General features: G+C 67.8%; 13 protein-coding genes and 1 CRISPR repeat array (1 of these 14 cut by a window edge). Of the genes, 6 read left to right on the forward strand and 7 right to left on the reverse strand.

Features of this window, described 5'->3' with window-relative positions; all coding sequences use genetic code 11:
• Positions 1-353: a CRISPR direct-repeat array (repeat unit 29 nt; unit sequence GGGAACAACCCCGCGTGTGCGGGGAGCAC) (it extends 42 nt beyond the left edge of the window).
• A gap of 275 nt (positions 354-628) precedes the next feature.
• Positions 629-2,725 carry a S9 family peptidase gene (locus ACFP1Z_RS03170; RefSeq protein ID WP_390314193.1) on the reverse strand — a complete coding sequence of 699 codons (2,097 nt, stop codon included), beginning with the start codon at positions 2,723-2,725 and terminating at the stop codon, positions 629-631.
• Between the two features lie 171 nt (positions 2,726-2,896).
• Here ACFP1Z_RS03170 and ACFP1Z_RS03175 point away from each other — a divergent pair, with 171 nt between their 5' ends.
• A complete protein-coding gene (locus tag ACFP1Z_RS03175) occupies positions 2,897-3,130 on the forward strand; it encodes a response regulator transcription factor (protein ID WP_390314194.1) in 234 nt (77 codons plus the stop codon).
• Positions 3,131-3,205: 75 nt separating this feature from the next.
• Here ACFP1Z_RS03175 and ACFP1Z_RS03180 read toward each other — a convergent pair whose 3' ends face one another.
• The gene (locus ACFP1Z_RS03180) at positions 3,206-3,694 is read right to left on the reverse strand and encodes a hypothetical protein (protein ID WP_390314195.1); all 489 of its coding nucleotides are present in this window, start codon (positions 3,692-3,694) and stop codon (positions 3,206-3,208) included.
• Between the two features lie 376 nt (positions 3,695-4,070).
• Between ACFP1Z_RS03180 and ACFP1Z_RS03185 the strand changes: the two genes are divergently transcribed.
• The 5 genes from ACFP1Z_RS03185 to ACFP1Z_RS03205 all read left to right on the forward strand — a co-directional run bounded on the left by ACFP1Z_RS03185 (position 4,071) and on the right by ACFP1Z_RS03205 (position 9,253).
• Complete coding sequence (locus ACFP1Z_RS03185) at positions 4,071-5,309, forward strand: MFS transporter (protein ID WP_390314196.1); 1,239 nt, start codon at positions 4,071-4,073, stop codon at positions 5,307-5,309.
• A 58-nt stretch (positions 5,310-5,367) separates the two neighbouring features.
• Entirely contained in the window at positions 5,368-5,814 is a 447-nt protein-coding gene (locus ACFP1Z_RS03190) for a hypothetical protein (RefSeq protein WP_390314197.1), read from the forward strand.
• Between the two features lie 778 nt (positions 5,815-6,592).
• A complete protein-coding gene (locus ACFP1Z_RS03195) occupies positions 6,593-7,231 on the forward strand; it encodes an HAD family hydrolase (RefSeq protein ID WP_390314198.1) in 639 nt (212 codons plus the stop codon).
• A gap of 39 nt (positions 7,232-7,270) precedes the next feature.
• Positions 7,271-8,455: a helix-turn-helix domain-containing protein gene (locus ACFP1Z_RS03200; protein WP_390314200.1), complete on the forward strand. Its 1,185-nt coding sequence runs from the start codon at positions 7,271-7,273 to the stop codon at positions 8,453-8,455.
• 552 nt (positions 8,456-9,007) lie between these two features.
• Positions 9,008-9,253, forward strand: a complete 246-nt coding sequence (locus ACFP1Z_RS03205) for a DUF6255 family natural product biosynthesis protein (protein WP_390314201.1) — start codon at positions 9,008-9,010, stop codon at positions 9,251-9,253.
• Between the two features lie 366 nt (positions 9,254-9,619).
• On the opposite strand, the gene cas6e is transcribed toward ACFP1Z_RS03205, so the two are convergent.
• Genes cas6e through ACFP1Z_RS03230 form a run of 5 tightly spaced genes read right to left on the reverse strand, consistent with a single transcriptional unit; the run spans position 9,620 to position 14,595 of the window.
• Complete coding sequence (cas6e, locus tag ACFP1Z_RS03210) at positions 9,620-10,306, reverse strand: type I-E CRISPR-associated protein Cas6/Cse3/CasE (RefSeq protein WP_390314202.1); 687 nt, start codon at positions 10,304-10,306, stop codon at positions 9,620-9,622.
• Positions 10,303-11,139 carry a type I-E CRISPR-associated protein Cas5/CasD gene (gene cas5e / locus ACFP1Z_RS03215; protein ID WP_390314620.1) on the reverse strand — a complete coding sequence of 279 codons (837 nt, stop codon included), beginning with the start codon at positions 11,137-11,139 and terminating at the stop codon, positions 10,303-10,305. The genes cas6e and cas5e overlap by 4 nt, the downstream gene beginning before the upstream one ends.
• Positions 11,140-11,144: 5 nt before the next feature.
• Positions 11,145-12,500: a type I-E CRISPR-associated protein Cas7/Cse4/CasC gene (locus ACFP1Z_RS03220; RefSeq protein WP_390314203.1), complete on the reverse strand. Its 1,356-nt coding sequence runs from the start codon at positions 12,498-12,500 to the stop codon at positions 11,145-11,147.
• Complete coding sequence (gene casB, locus ACFP1Z_RS03225) at positions 12,497-13,072, reverse strand: type I-E CRISPR-associated protein Cse2/CasB (RefSeq protein ID WP_390314205.1); 576 nt, start codon at positions 13,070-13,072, stop codon at positions 12,497-12,499. Before casB ends, ACFP1Z_RS03220 begins: the two co-directional genes overlap by 4 nt.
• Positions 13,069-14,595, reverse strand: coding sequence for a type I-E CRISPR-associated protein Cse1/CasA (locus ACFP1Z_RS03230; RefSeq protein WP_390314208.1), 1,527 nt, complete (start codon positions 14,593-14,595; stop codon positions 13,069-13,071). The genes casB and ACFP1Z_RS03230 overlap by 4 nt, the downstream gene beginning before the upstream one ends.
• Between the last annotated feature and the right edge of the window lie 400 nt (positions 14,596-14,995).

The raw sequence follows: 14,995 nt of genomic DNA on the forward strand, positions 1-14,995 counted from the left end.
CCGGCGCTGCGCTTACGGTGGGAACAACCCCGCGTGTGCGGGGAGCACGCTATGGGCCCGCAGATCAGTACCTGGCAACGGGGAACAACCCCGCGTGTGCGGGGAGCACCGCCAGAACCTCGTAGAGCCGCCGCGGGAGACGGGAACAACCCCGCGTGTGCGGGGAGCACATCACGCAGAAGCTCGCCCTGGAGGGCGTGACGGGAACAACCCCGCGTGTGCGGGGAGCACGCCGCACTCGATGGCCGGCTACTCGCGGGCACGGGAACAACCCCGCGTGTGCGGGGAGCACCGGGCCAGCAGGTCCGCGACGGCGGCGGGGACGGGAACAACCCCGCGTGTGCGGGGAGCACAGGTCCTGACCTGCGTGTTCATGTGGGTGCGTGGCCGTTTTTACTCACTTCCAAGGATTCGGACCTAGCAGACATGGACACCATTTCAGGCGATCCGATGCACTGCTCATCCTCAGCCTCCCTACCTGTCACCACGCACCACTCCCGCTCCACCCCGTAACAATAATCGCGTCCTGCGCGCAGCAGGCCCCCGCATCACCCTCCCGTACAACCACCCCCCGAGGCCGCCGCCCGCCACGACACCAACCTCGCCCAGCCGCCAGGCAAGGCGGCCATCACGACGGCGAGCAGCGATCCCCGAGCCGCCCCGTACAGCCCGGACGCCGTCCCCCACCACCGGAGCCGCGAAGCTCGGCCAAGGGCACACCCACCGGCACAAATCCCAAAGCCCTCCCATAGAAGCCCAGTTCCGCCTCCAGCGCCGCAGCCACCGTAGCCGCCTTCCGGAAGCCATGGGACTCCCCGGCGAAGGCAAGGTGTACGTACCCGATGCCTTGCGCCGACAGCTCGGCCACCAGCGCCTCCGCCTGCTCCGGCGGTACGACGGGGTCGTCCAGGCCCTGCAATAGCAGCACCGGACAGGTGCCGGACCCGACATGGCCGAGCGGTGACCGTTCGCGGTAGACCGCGTCGGCGGCCGGCAGTGGGCCCAGGAGACCGTCGAGGTAGTGGGATTCGAAGTCGTGCAGTCGGGCGACGAGCAGTCGAGGATCGGTCACGCCGAAGTACGACGTGGCGGCGCGGAACACGGGGCCGTGCGCGGCGACCCCCGTCGTGACGGCGGCCAGTGCCGTCCACCCGCCGGCCGACGGTCCCCGGATCGCCAGCCGCCGGCCGTCGGCCTCGCCGCGTTCGGCGAGGAGGCGTGCGGCCAGTACGACGTCGGCGACGTCCGTCACTCCCCAACGGCCCCTGAGCCGTTCGCGGTAGGCGCGCCCGTAGCCGCTCGAACCGCCGTGGTCCACGGCGAGGACGCCGATGCCGCGGCTGGTGAAGTACGCCTTGGAGAGGTCCAGCACTCCGGACTCGCAGCCGGTCGGCCCGCCGTGGACCCACACCACGTACGGTGGCGGCACCCCCTCCGGTCCCCGGGCCGTTGGGTGGGACGGCGGGTAGACCGTAGCGTGCACTAACCGGCCGGAGTCATCGCGGAGTTCGGTGGCACGGGGGACCGGCAGGTAGCCGGGATCCGGCAACTCGTCGAGTTCGCGGCGCAGTTCCTCGACGCCGCCCGTGGAGACGTCGACCCGTACCACGCACAGCGGCGTGGCAGGACCTCCGGCGAGGCCCACCACATGGTCCCCGTCGGTGGAGAGCGCCGGGGCGAACACGGGGTACCCGCAATCGAGTTCGGTGAGAGTGGCGGCCGCGGGGTCCAGCAGGGCGAGTCGCTGGTCACCGCGACCGTGGACGACGGCGAGGCGGCCGTCGGAGAGGGGCGCGAACGGGCGGCCGCCCAGGTCCCAGAGCGGGGCGGCGAACTCCTCGGCCGCCGGGTGGAGGGCGCGGGGCGGCCGACGCCCGTCGGGGTCGACCTTGTAGAGGTTCCACCAGCCCGAGCGGTCGGAGACGGCGTAGAGCGTGTGCGCGTCGCGCCAGCAGGGCGCCAGAACGGACTCCCGGGTGCCGCTGCCCATCACGGGCCGGCCGGTGGTCGGGGCGGCCGCGGCGACGGGGCCGGTCCGTAACTCCGTCGCGTCCCAGGGCATGTCGGGGTGGTTCCAGGAGATCCAGGCGAGCTGCCGGCCGTCCGGGGAGGGGGTGGGGAAGGCGAAGAAGTCCGCCCCGACGGCCAGTTCGCGCACCCGGTCCGGGGCAGCGGCGGCGGATCCGTCGAGCGGGACGGCCACCACGGACCGGGTGATCTCCCCGGCGGCGCCGTGCCGTTCGCGTACGCAGAACACCTCGCGGCCGTCGGCTGACAGCGCGAAGTCCGCGTAGCGCAGCGCGGCGGGCGCGTCCGGTTCGGGGGTGAGCGGACTCGGCGGTCGGCCGTCGGACGCGGTGAGGTAGAGCCGCTGGTCAGGGAAGTGAGCGAAGACGATCAGCCGGCCACCGCCCCCGGGAGACGGAACCGGCAGGTAGGACAGTCCGCCGTATTCGTGGACGCGGCTGCGGGCGTCCCAGGGCGCGGGCAGGAGACAGCGGTCGGCGCCGCCGACTCCGTGCTCCACGACCGTCGTCCTGCCGCCCTCTTCGGGCCGCACCTCCTGCCACCACACACGGCCGTCGGCCGCCGTGGGAAAGGCCAGGCGCAGTCGGGCACGGGCCACGGTCCCCGCGTCGAGGGGGGAGAACCAGGCTCCGTAGGGAACGGGAACGGGAGCGGCAACGTGAGCGTGAGCGGGGGCCTTGCCACGGGGGTGGGCCACGCCTTCTCCTGGGGAGTCGGACATGAAATAATCCATGCCGTTTCGAAAACGCCGGGCCCGCACGGTCGATGCTCCCGGCCATTCGCTCTGCGATGTCGCTCTGCAATGTGCACCGCACCCGCCGAGGAGCGACCCGGCTCTACAAGATCCCCTCTTGAGGGAGAGAGTTCCGTGCACCTGAGCCCAAAACAGGAACAGATCTTTTCTCTGATCGTGGCAGGTTGTTGCAACAAGGAAATAGCGCGGCAACTGCACATGTCCGCACGCACGGTGGAATCTCATCTGCAACGGCTCTACGACCGGCACGATGTCCACAGCCGGGCCGCCCTGGTGGCCAAATGGCTGCTCGAAGGCGGGCTTCCGGGTGCCGCGCCCGCGGCCCGTGGCAGTGACGTGCCGTCATGAGCGGGGGAGGGGCAGCCGGTTCCCTGGCTGCCCCTCTGTCGGCCGGAATCCTCGGCGTACGGTGCCTCACCTCCCTCAGCAGAGGACCATCACGGTGGCCCGTACGAACGCGTCGTTCCGGAAGCCGCCGAGGACCGGCCCGAACGCCTCGGCCGCGGTCTTGGGGGCCGGGGCCGGGGTGCCGACCTGGATCTCGCGTTCGCTTTCGATCGTCGCCTTCACCTGCTCGCCGGGACAGTGCACCCCGCGGTTGGCGGTGAGGACTTCGGTGATCTGGGTGACCATGCCGGGGACGTCCTTCTCGGCCCAGCTGGAGACGGTGCCCTTGGGGTCCCCGAGGTTGAAGCGCTCGAAGATACGGGCCTCGCAGTGCTCGTCACCCTGAACCATGATCATGTAGACGCGGCGGCTCATGAGCTCGTCGGGCAGCCGGGCCAGGTTGTCGATCACTGTCCGGGGAGATCCCATGAAGCTGTACGACTGGCAGTCCCATGCCGCCGTCACACACCCTGCGGCCGTTACGGCGTCGGCGCTCTGGGGGGTGCGCATCGATTCCGTGCCCATTGAGGTGATACCTCCTGTGTTCCGGGTGGTCCGCTGGTGGTCAGTCACGCTAGTTGCGGTTTGCGTTGGCGGTCCATGCCAGGAGTCCTCCTGTCCGTGAGATGGCCGTCCGTGAAATGGCTGTCCGCCAAATACACATCGGTGAATTGACTCCCGGGGAAGCGTCCCGATGATTCCCCGGGAAGCGCCCCGGGCTTCGCGGCCGCAACCCGGACGGACCCTGTCGGGCAAACCCCTTGCGAGGACTCTGTGACTCCGTCGGCACACCCCTTGCGCCAAAAGCCGACGGCGCCCGCTGTCGCCACTTCCCGGATCACGGCCCGCCCGGTAGCGTCCGACCGTCGGCAGCATCCCCCACCGGTGGAGGTGGCCCTGGATGACATTCATCGCACGCTACCGGACGGCACTCGCTCGTCCCGGTGTCGCCCGCGTCATGGCGGCGGCCTTCGTGTGCCGGATGCTGGCGGGAATGGTCAGCCTCTCGCTGCTCCTCGTCGCGAAGGAGGCCAGCGGGAGTTACGCCAACGCCGGTTCCGTCTCCGGCGCCTACGCCGTCGCCCTAGCCTTCACCTCCCCGCTGTGGGGCCGGGTCGCGGACCGGCGCGGGGCGCGTACCGCGCTGGCGTGGTCGACCTGCCTGCAGTCCCTGTCCTTCGGCCTGTTCGTCGCCATGGTCGCCACCTCGGTGTGGCCTCTGCTGCTGGTCCCGGCCGCCTTCCTCGCCGGCGCCGCGACCCCGCCCGCGGCCGCCGTCTCCAACGCCGTGTACATGGCCGTAGTGCCCGACGAGGAGGACCGCAAGACGCTGTTCGCCCTGAGCGGGCTGCTGACCGAGGCCGTCTTCATCGGCGGCCCACTGCTGGTGGCTGCGATCGTGGCAACACTGCCCGCGCTGTACGCCGTCGTGGTCACGGCCACCGTCTCCTGTGCCGGCGTGTGGTGGCTGCGGGCGGCACCCGCCGTACGGCTCGTAGACCGGGAACGGCCACGGCTGACGGGGCCGGGGCTCCGCCTCGACTGGAACCGGCAGCAGGTCCACATCCAGCTCGTGGTGGCAGCGGCGGCCTTCGCGATCGGCGGACTGCAGGTGACCGTGACCGCCCACGCGAGCGAACTGTCCACGAGCGCCGGGCTGTTCGTCGCCTCACTGGCCTGCGGCGGAGTACTGGGCAGCTTCCTGTACGGCGGGCTGCGCCTCCCCGGCAGCGGGCCCGCGCAACTCGTCGTCGCGCTCGGGCTGTACGGCGGCTGCATCCTGGCCCTGGCACTCGACCCGGCGATCCTGCTCACCGTGGCGCTGCTCGTGGTCATCGGCTTCGTCAACGGGCCCGCCGACGCCATCGAGACGGTACTGGTCGGCGAGTATGCCTCGGCCGCCACCCGCGCCCAGGCGTTCGCGGTCCTGGTCGCCGCCAACTGGGTCGGCTTCGCGGCCGGAAGCTTCGTCACCGGCGTGGTCGTCCAGCACGTCTCGACCGGCTTCGGCGCGCTGACGGCGGGCGCCGCGGCGCTGCTCGCGGCGGCGTCCATGGCTCTGCCGGCGGCGAAGGCGGGACCACGGCCGGGCAGGCCGGCGGGGGAGCGCCCGGTGAAGACTCCTACGAGCGGTTCCTGACACCCCGCACCCGCACCGGGTCCCATGCCCCACCCCAAGACGAGCGAGGCGGACCACCATGACCGGCACCGATGCTTCCCGCGCAACGAGCGCACAAATCCCGTGCACTGAAGCCGAGTTCCACGCCTTCACCGGTCCCACCGACACCCTGGCCCGACGCCTGTTCGCCCTCCCGCGCGACACCGTCGAGCGCACGCTGTGGGCCCTGCTCCTGCAAGGTCCCGGCAGCGCGCGCATCCAGTTACAGGAGCGCGCGGTGCCGGGCGATCCCATGGCCCGGGTGTACTCATGGGCGGGCGACACCCTCGACCCGCTCCCCGACCGACTTGTCGCCCTCCTTCCCACCGCCACGTACCGGGACCTGCGCACGGTGCTCCTCGACCATGGTGAGTACAGCGATCTGGGCACTGTCCCGTGTCCGCCGACGCCGCGGGGTGCCTTCGGGCATCCGCTGAAGGTGTACGGCGCCGGCGCCGGTGTACGCGCGTATGTCCTGGCGCTGTGATGCGCGGTTGGCCTGTCGTGTACCTCAGCACTGAAGGCGGTTCTGGGCTATCCGCAGCGTGAACGCCCGTGCGGCTCCGGGGGTTTCGCACGCACCGACTCTGCGGGTGGATGTGGTGTGGGGTGTATGTGCTGGCCCGGGGCACGCCCGGCACTGTTGCGGCGAGTTCCCATGCTCTGCATGAGGAGCATCCCCCGTACCTGCTCCAGCACTTCGGCCGTGCGCTCGGGGCGTGCGGCTGTATCCGCGGGCAGGTCGGTGAAGTTGCCCAAGCAACCCCGCGTGCGCGGGGACCACGTGGCGGCCGGGCTGGGCTGGGTGTCGAGAGCGGGAACAACCCCGAGTGCGCGGGGACCACCCTTGCGCGATCCAACCCCCGATGATCTGGAGGGGAACAACCCCGCGTGCGCGGGGACCACTCCCACACCGGCCACGCCTCCACGTCACCGGGAGGAACAACCCCGAGTGCGCGGGGACCACATCACGAACAGGCTCGTGTATCCGGCCGGGCTGGGAACAACCCCGCGTGCGCGGGGACCACAGGTCCTGACCTGCGTGTTCATGCGGTCGCGTGGTGGTTTTTACTCACTTCCAAGGATTCAGCCCTAGCAGACATAGGCCCCATCATGGGGCATGCCGGTGCACTGGTCATCCTCATCCTCCATACCCGTCATGACGAACCATTCCTGCACCACCTCGTAACAATAGCTATCGCGATTCGCATCCACGTTCCGCCCACTCTCAGCAGATGTGCCCCACCCTCCGTAGGCTCTCCGACATGATCGAAGCTGTGGTTTTCGACATCGGTGAAACTCTCATCAAGGACGACCGAGGCTGGAACGCCTGGGCCGACTGGCTCGGCGTGCCCCGGCACACCCTATCCGCCTTGGTCGGCGCGGTAGTTGCCCAAGGCCGTGACAACGCCGACGCACTTCGACTGGCATGCCCCGGCATCGACATCGAGGCTGAATACCAGGAACGCTTGGCCGTCGACCAGGGGGAGCGCATTGACGAGACAGACCTGTACCCCGACGTACGCCCGGCCCTCGCCGCCCTGCGCGCAGCAGGCCTGCGCGTCACCATCGCGGGCAACCAGACCGCGCACGCAGGAGATTTGCTACGAAGCCTCGACCTGCCGGCGGACGTGATCGCCACGTCCGGCGAGTGGGGAGTGGCAAAGCCGGAACCGGCGTTCTTCAGACGGGTCGTTGAGCTGGCTGGGGCGTCACCGGAACACACCGCGTACGTTGGCGACCACCCGCAGAACGACCTGTTGCCCGCAGCCGCCGCAGGCTTGAAGACCGTGCATCTGCGACGCGGCCCGTACGGACACCTATGGGCCGACACGCCCGCAACCGCAACCGCAGACTGGCGCATCAACACGCTGAGCGAACTTCCTGCCCTGCTCTGCGATTAGCGTCGAGCGCCCATGCGATCGGAGAAGTGAAGAGCCACAATGTCCACGACGATCCACCATGGCACAGGCCGACGCATCGCATATCAACGCAGCCTCGCACGCCTCACCCAGCGACAACTCGCAGAAGCGGCTTGCATCGCTCTCGGCACCGTCCGCAAACTGGAACGCGATGAACGCGGTGCCAGTGACCAGGTGCTGCAAGCCATTGCCGAAGCACTCGGAATCGACCCGTCCGCCCTTCTTCCGCAACGTGACCGCTCTGACGAACGCGTCCACCACGCGATGCCCGGTCTGTCCGCCGCCATTGCCGCATACGACGTGCCGGACGACGGCCCGGTTCGCCCCCTCAGGGACCTGCGGAGGACAGTCGACGAGGCCGTACATTGGCGCCTCGGAGCACAGTATGCACGTATCGCCCGCCATCTCCCCCCGGTCCTCGCGGAATTGTGTCGCGCTCTCCAGATCGCACCACTCGGTGAGCGCCAAGACGCTGCACGATTGCTGGTAGCGGCCTATCGGGCCGCCGACGCGGTCGCCTTCAAGTTCGGCGCGCGGGACTTGTCCGCCCGGCTCGTCGAGCTCATGCGCTGGGCTGCGGCCCAAGCGCAGGATCCGCTTCTCGACACCAGCGTGGCCTACGTCCGCACCGAAACGTTCTTCGCGGCCCGTTCCTATTCGGCCGGGCTTCGCGCCCTGGAGGCGGCGATCGATGCCTCTCCAGCGCCCAGTTGTACTGAGACAACCGCTTGTCGTGGCGCCCTGCACATGCGGGCAGCCGTTATCGCGGGTCGCGGGCACTCCGCCGCGTCTGCCGAAGCCCATCTTGCCGAGGCCTGCTTGCTCGCAGAGCAGGTACCTGAAGGCACTTATCAAGGAACAGCGTTCGGACCTGTATCCGTGCGCATCCATGAAATGAGTGTCGCGGTCAGCCTGGGCAGTGAGTGCGTGCAACGCGTCCTTGATGACCTCGGAGCCTGGGAGCCGGCTCCGCCGGTTCCCAAGGAGCGGCACTCGGGGTTCTTCATTGATCGGGCACGGGCGCAACTCTGGACTGGGCAGTTGGACAAGGCCTTCGACTCCCTCAAGACCGCCCGCCGCATCGCTCCGCAGCACACCCGCGAACACCGCTGGGTACGTGAAGACATCGCCACCCTTGGCAGGCTGAAGCGCTCCGACGCCGAAGCCCTCACGAGCTTCGCGCGCTGGTGTCGCGCGTTGCCCTGACCGGTACCCCTGGCAGGGGTACTTGCGCTGCCTGCCAGGGATCACCATCTGCCTGTCCGTATGAATCCGGCAGATGGACACCGTCATGGTGCAGGTACAGGCGTCACCTGCTTCGGTAGCAGAAGCACAAAGAGGACTCAGCTCGTTCGGAGCGGGCTCCGAACGGATTGCCGCCCACGCGCGACGCCCGAGCTCTGTCCGTCAGGCATGGCGCGACGAGCGTCTCGGGGCTGTCGCGACGACTGAATGGGACGTCGTGGAAATGGGGTTGGTGCGGTCGATCGATATCGCGAGAGAGCTACGCGAACGTCACAGACTCGGCCCGGTCCTCGCCGCACCGTTCGATCGCAGGGCCTGGTGGCTCGTCCCTCCGGGCTCGTGCCGGCGACTTGCGGCGGTCACGGACCTGACGGTCCATCCTGGAGGCTGGGAGCTGCGTTGCCCGCCCACGGAGTACGCACTGTACGGCCGCTGCTGGCTCAGTAGACCCGACGGTACCGATGCGCTTACCGACGCTGAGGCGCTTGCCGCAGTGCTGAATCGGGTTCTCTGATGCAGTCTGTGTGTCAACACCGCGGTGGTTGGGAGATGGTGGACGGCGTGCACGTCTGCGATGGGTGCGGAATCCGACGCTTCCTCGTCTACTCGACCTTGAGACTCAAGTCTGATCTGCCGGAACTGACGCCGCGTGGTCCAACGACAAAGGCTACTGGTGTGCTGCGGGTTGTAGAAGCGCGTGATCGACGCGGCGACGAGCGCGAGGGTGACAGCTCGGAGGGCGTAGAGCGTTGCCTTTGAGTACCGCAGGGCGGGCTACGATTCCGGCCAAGCCAGCCCGGCCCTCTCCCGGGATATCCCCGCGTGCGCGGGGACCACGTCATCATCACCGCCGCCTCTGCCCTCTACCTGGGATCAACCCCGAATGCGCGGGGACCACCCGACGAGGAGTTTCCCGAATCCCTTCTGCCAGGGATCAACCCCGCGTGCGCAGGGACCACATGGTCGAGAACAAGGACGTGCGTTTCGGTGAGGGAACAACCCCGCGTGTGCGGGGAATCGTGCGAGGTATCCGCCGGGACCAACCCTGTGTGCACGGGGACCGCCCGTACAAGCGCAATCGCAATGCCTACCCCCAAGGAACAACTCCGTCGGCAGGCGAATCCGTCACCGAGTCAGGATGAGGCCGCAGCTATACGCACGAGCATGACCGATCCCGTCCGACAAAGCCGTCACAAACCGGCGGGGATCTGTCACCGTCAAGGAGCCACGGATCTCCGCACGGCCGATCTTCAGTCCTTTGTGAGCCGTCGCGCTGGAGACGGCGGGGAGCATGCGCACGGCCACGGCAGACGCGTCTGCCGTGGCCCCGATGTGCGTGTCAAGGCGCCGCTGGAACCAGCTCTTCACGTGCTCGGGGCGAGTGTGAGCTACCCGATGGCCCCTTGGCCTTTTTCCGGCGGCGCCGGCCGCTGGCTTGCTGAAGGTGGGGTTGACGACGGTGCGGAATTTTACGACCTCACCGGCTCTGAACGTGCGGTCCACGGTGATGATGTACGGATCCTCGGCGAGCGCAGCCCTCGGCACGCGTCCCCAGTCACCCGGTACCCGTGACTGTACGACCAGGACGAGCAGGGCCTGCTTGAGGTCGACCGACCACGTTGAGAGCACGCCCGCTTGAGAGCGGGCGTCCGGGCTTCCGTCCTCGATCCAGGCGCAGAATCCGCTCATCACGGTGCGGTGCATTTCCTGGGCGTCGACCAGTGACTTCGCCGCGTACGGGTGCCGTGCGTCCAGGGTGAGGACGGAGTGCGTGGCGACGAACCTGGACGTCGCAGTCGGTGTGGTCTTCACCGGAAGATGTCCCATTCAGTGGCGTTCTCGGCGATCTTGACGCGCTTGCGGGTCTCCCAGCGGGCTGTGTGCTCCCGCCGCAATGCATCGAAGCTGACCGGCTGGTCGTTGACCGCCACAGCTCCCGGGGTATTTGCCTTTACCTGGAGCCAAGCCCAGGGACTGCGTTTGGAAGCGGGAGAGCCGCCGGGACCGGGAAGCAGCTGCTTCGCAGCGAACGCTTCCTCCAACGTGCCGGGCAGGATATCTCCGGCCAGGCTCCCGGAAGGCGGACAGGACTTGCGGCCCAGCCACAACAGAGCCTGCGGGTGTTCCAGAGCGTAGGCGATCTCTTCCAACAGCCCCAGATTCGTATGCTGGAGTCCCACAACGAAGGCGGCGTCGGCCAGGTACCAGCGCTCGGTGATGAGAGCCGAACGGTACAGCTCACCGGATACCAGGGCCCCGGACAGAGGGTCGGCAGCGATTTTCTTCGGTGCTCCGTACCAGCCTGCGAGCTCATGGTGTCCGAAGTGATCGCCCACTGCGGTGTCCAGGCTCGCGGAGAGGGCGCTGGCACGACGGTGGTCGGTGATGATGTCCCGTGGGCGCACGGGATATTTCCCGGCGCCGACGGTGTGATAGTCCCTCACAGGAATGCCGGGGTGGTCGGCGCGGACGCCGAACCGCATCTCGGCCAAGTCGCTCGGGTCCTCGGCTCGGTCCCTGCCCAGTGCGGCCGCGCACATGCCGATCACCGCGGACTTGGTGGGTCTGCCGTGGGTGTCCCGGTGTGAGAAGCGGGAGATGGCTCCCCATGACTGCATGGGGGCTGCGAGCCGCACCAACAACACGTGCGTCAACTGGACAACCCCTCGATCGACTCGACCATGCTCGCGCCGCCAGTCTCCAACTCCCGCAAAAGGACGTCGATCTGCGGGTCGTACGTCAGCAGGCGAGCGTTCCTGATGTCCGCGCGGCGTTTGGCGACGAAGGTGTGGTGATCCAGCAGGCGACGTACTGCCGCAGGCCCTGCGGGTCCATCCCCGCCGTTGTCCTTCCCGCTCTTGTCCTTCGGGGTTTCGTCGATGGGGAGTTGGAAGGCGGCTGCGTAGTTGTAGGGCCGATCTCCCTCGAAGGCCAGGACCACAGCGGGCAGTGAACCGGTGGAGGCAGTGGAGGTCTTCTTCGCCTCGGGGAACGCCTCGACGAAGGCGTTGACAAACTCCTTCTCCGCTGCGGCAGCGGCCTGTGCCGCGTCCTCATCGTTCATCCCGGCGGATCGCAGATTCGCCTCCAGCTGAAGGCGGTCCAGGGCGGCGTGCCGGTAGAAGGTGCCGGAGATCAGCGACTGGTAGCCCGTCATTCCCGCGCCGGCATCGTCAGCGGCGTCGAGGAAGTCGAGGGCGTTCTTCTTGCGCTCCAGCTTGGCGTCGTCTGCGGCAGCATAGAAGTCGTCGACCTGCTCGGCTTCGTGGACGGTGAACGCGTGGGCGCTCTGCACGGCACCGTCCACGTTGGGTGAATCGGCGATCTCCGCGAGGAAGCGACCGTACAGGGCGATGTCGATCGCATCGCGCGGGGCGAGGGCGGCGAGGACCGCAGAGCGCGTCTCCTTGGACAACGGGGGTACGTTCTTCTCCCCGGCATTCTCGCCGTTGCCGCTCTCCGTCTCGTCGACGGACTGTTTGCGCGTGCCCTTGCGGGGCTTCGCAGTAGCTGCCTGCGCCTTCAGGTAATCAGCTGTCCACGTTCGGATCTCTGTCGCGCCTGCGGCGATGTGGGCGGCGATGCGGGTGCCGGCGTCGGAGGGGGCGAAGAGCAGGACCTTCGTCAGGTTCGCGACGGTCTTCTTCGCGGGGTCGCCGAACTTCAGGCCGGTGGCTTCCAAGATGGCACGGGCCGTACGGACTGCTTCCTCATTGTCCCAACCGTGGTCCCGTTCCAGTGCCCGGGCCGTGATGAGAGCCCACTCACGGGTACGTAGCCCCGTCGTTCGCCCAGCCAGTGGACCGATGCCGGCGTTGGCGCGATTACGGGCATGCACGCGTTCGGCACGACGTCGTGCCTGGCTCGTGATCAGGTGACGCTCGACACCACCGTAGACGATGGTCTTGGGCGATCCGTTCTCGTCCCGGACCGGCAGGACCGCCGCGAGTGTTTCCACCACGTGGAGCGAGAGGAATGGGCTGCGACTGGCGGAGACGTCGGTCACTGCGTACTGCCCTTCTGTGTCGAGTCTTTGTCAAGGCTGTGTGCTCTGGCAGCGGGCGGCGGCTCGTAGAAGTCCACGGTCCAGCCGTAGGCAATCCGGGCTTTGCGCTCGTGCCATCTGACGAGATCGTCCGCGAGCTGGGTCCAGGACGGCGGGGGCTGCTCACAGGAGCGGAGCCTGGCGACCGCGTGCTGGAGGTGAGGCCAAGGAATACGGCGGCTGGCGGCGATCCGTGCCATCAACCGGGATGCCCCGGCGTCGTCAGGGCCTCGTCCAGCGGAGCCGCCGATTCTTCGTGCAGCTGAGCCCAGACTCCCTGCGCCGTAGTCGGGCGCTGTCCTACCGCGGTGGTAGACGGCGAACAGGAAGGCCACCTGCTCGAATATGGCGCGCTGCTCCTCATGGTTCGGCTCGGCACGCCAGCCGGCCTCGGCACGGGCATTCGTACCCGCCCTCGCGCGGCGCAGTTGGGCGAGCTTGCCGTATTCACGGTTGCGTACGAGTGCGGTGAGCCAATCAGTGAGTCGTTCACTGGCGGGCTTATCCAGCGGGTACGACGTATCAGTGGTCATGAAGCTGTACCTTGGAGATCGGCGGGGGCGCGTGGACCAGTCAGCTCGCCGTCGAAACGATGCAGTGCCGCTGAGCGCGCTCGATGCCCCCGATCGTTGCTCGGCAGGGAGTCGAGGCATTTGTTGAGAAAGTGCTTCGCTGACGTGGTGAGTGTGCGGACGTAGTCACGGACGCATTCCTCCATCGGCTCCCCGTCCGCGACCTCCTCCAGGAGGAGGTGGAACGGCTCCTCAGCCGCCTGCCAGTGCTTGTCCCGCGCATCGAAGCGGGCGAGCTGCTTCTGCTTGTCGGCAGGCTTCGGGTTCGGGTAGGTGATCTCCCACGCCGCATACGCCGCCTTGTCGAGGCTCCGCGCCACATGTTCCGCGATCTGAGAACCGCGCTGCGAGGCCTCGTACAGGACCGGCCCCAGCCCTGGGGCGAAGGGAAAGGCACTGGAGACCCAGGTGACCGCTGAGGTCTTGTTGGCCACGAGCCCGACGGCCCACAGATCGTAGGGGTGCGGCCTGGGTTGAGAGACCGTGGGCAGTCCCGCCAGTCGTCCGTACAGTCCTTGCCGCTTCTCAGTGACGGCCGCGTAGAGGGCATGGGCCTCACGCCAGAAAGCGCGGGTCCCAGAAGGCCAGAGCGGCTTGGCCTTTCCTTCTCTCGTCGTGGTGAACACAGCGTCTTGGAGGTGTTGTTCCGGACCCAGTTCCAGCAGTTCCCCAGCGCCTATCAGAACGCGGTCGACGCAAATGTCTTGCTTGCCCTTGTCGTTGGGTACGAGCGCGGGGCGTAACAGCACGGACCGCCCAAGGTAGCTGTGGAGGTCCGCGGGACCCTGGACGGCCCTGCCGGCAGGTTTGGTGTGGAACCCTCTGCGCTTCACGTCCCCGGTGGTCCAGGAAAGGTTGAGGGGGCCGGGAGGGCTGGCTGAGGGAGCCAGATTCAATCGCAGCGTCTCGCCGAGATTGCGTCCTTGGGCGAGCACCCGGATGCGTCCTCCCAGACGCCCGGTGGCGAGGTTGGTGATGGTGGGGCCGAGCGTCCCCTTACCGGATATCCGTGCCCGTCCGGACAAGCCGTACACGTGCTGGGTGAGCATGGCCCGGAAGGCGGCGGCTGCGGGCAACGGTGCCGGATGCTCAAGGTGGTGATGGTCGAAGAACTGGTTGTAGTCACCTGCGTGTTCAATGACCAACTGGGCTGGCCCGGTGCCGTGTTCACTCAGAAACGGGGCAAGGAGCGCGTTCTGGCCGAGTGGCTGGGTGGGGTGGAAGAGATTCCACTGCTCGTCCGGTTGGTCGGCCAACCAAGAGGCGGCAGCGGAGAGCGGTTGCTCTTTCTCGATCCAGCGTTCCCACTCGGCTGTTGAGGGCGGGTAGGTTTTTGACGCGTAGCAGATTCCGAGCAAGAACTCGATGAAAGCGATCACTTCACCAGGAGTAGTGCCGCTCACCATGCGGAGTTGCTCGGACTCTTCGAGCAGCCCCTTCAAGCTCAGCTCGACCGTCGTCCCATCCAGGGTGAGGGCCCTCACACATGCTTCGTGCCGCGGGTCCCAGCAGGGGCGCTCACCCTTCGGGGACGAAGAAGATAACTCAGCCTCGTGCATCTGCCGCGCTCGCTCCTCGCGGTTGTTCCAGCGGGATGATGCAGGACCCTAGCAGGTGGGCAGAGCGGTGAAGGCGCGGAGCTGGGCACAGCTCTTCTTCATCGAAGTACTGAGCTGGCAGGACGATGGCTGGGGGTGTGGGCCGCGTCTCCGGGCCGTCGTGGCCTGCCCCGGGGTGGAACTTCCGGGCCTGCGCAGGGCTGCTGTTGCATGCCGGATGTGCGGAACTCCGAAGGCAGCGTGGGGTAAATGGCGATCTTACGTCTATGACTCGGCTGGTGCGCATGGTGGACTTGAGTCGAACATGCGTACCCTCAAGGGGAGG

It is taken from the genome of Streptomyces gamaensis (assembly GCF_042656465.1).
Lineage (GTDB): Bacteria > Actinomycetota > Actinomycetes > Streptomycetales > Streptomycetaceae > Streptomyces > Streptomyces gamaensis.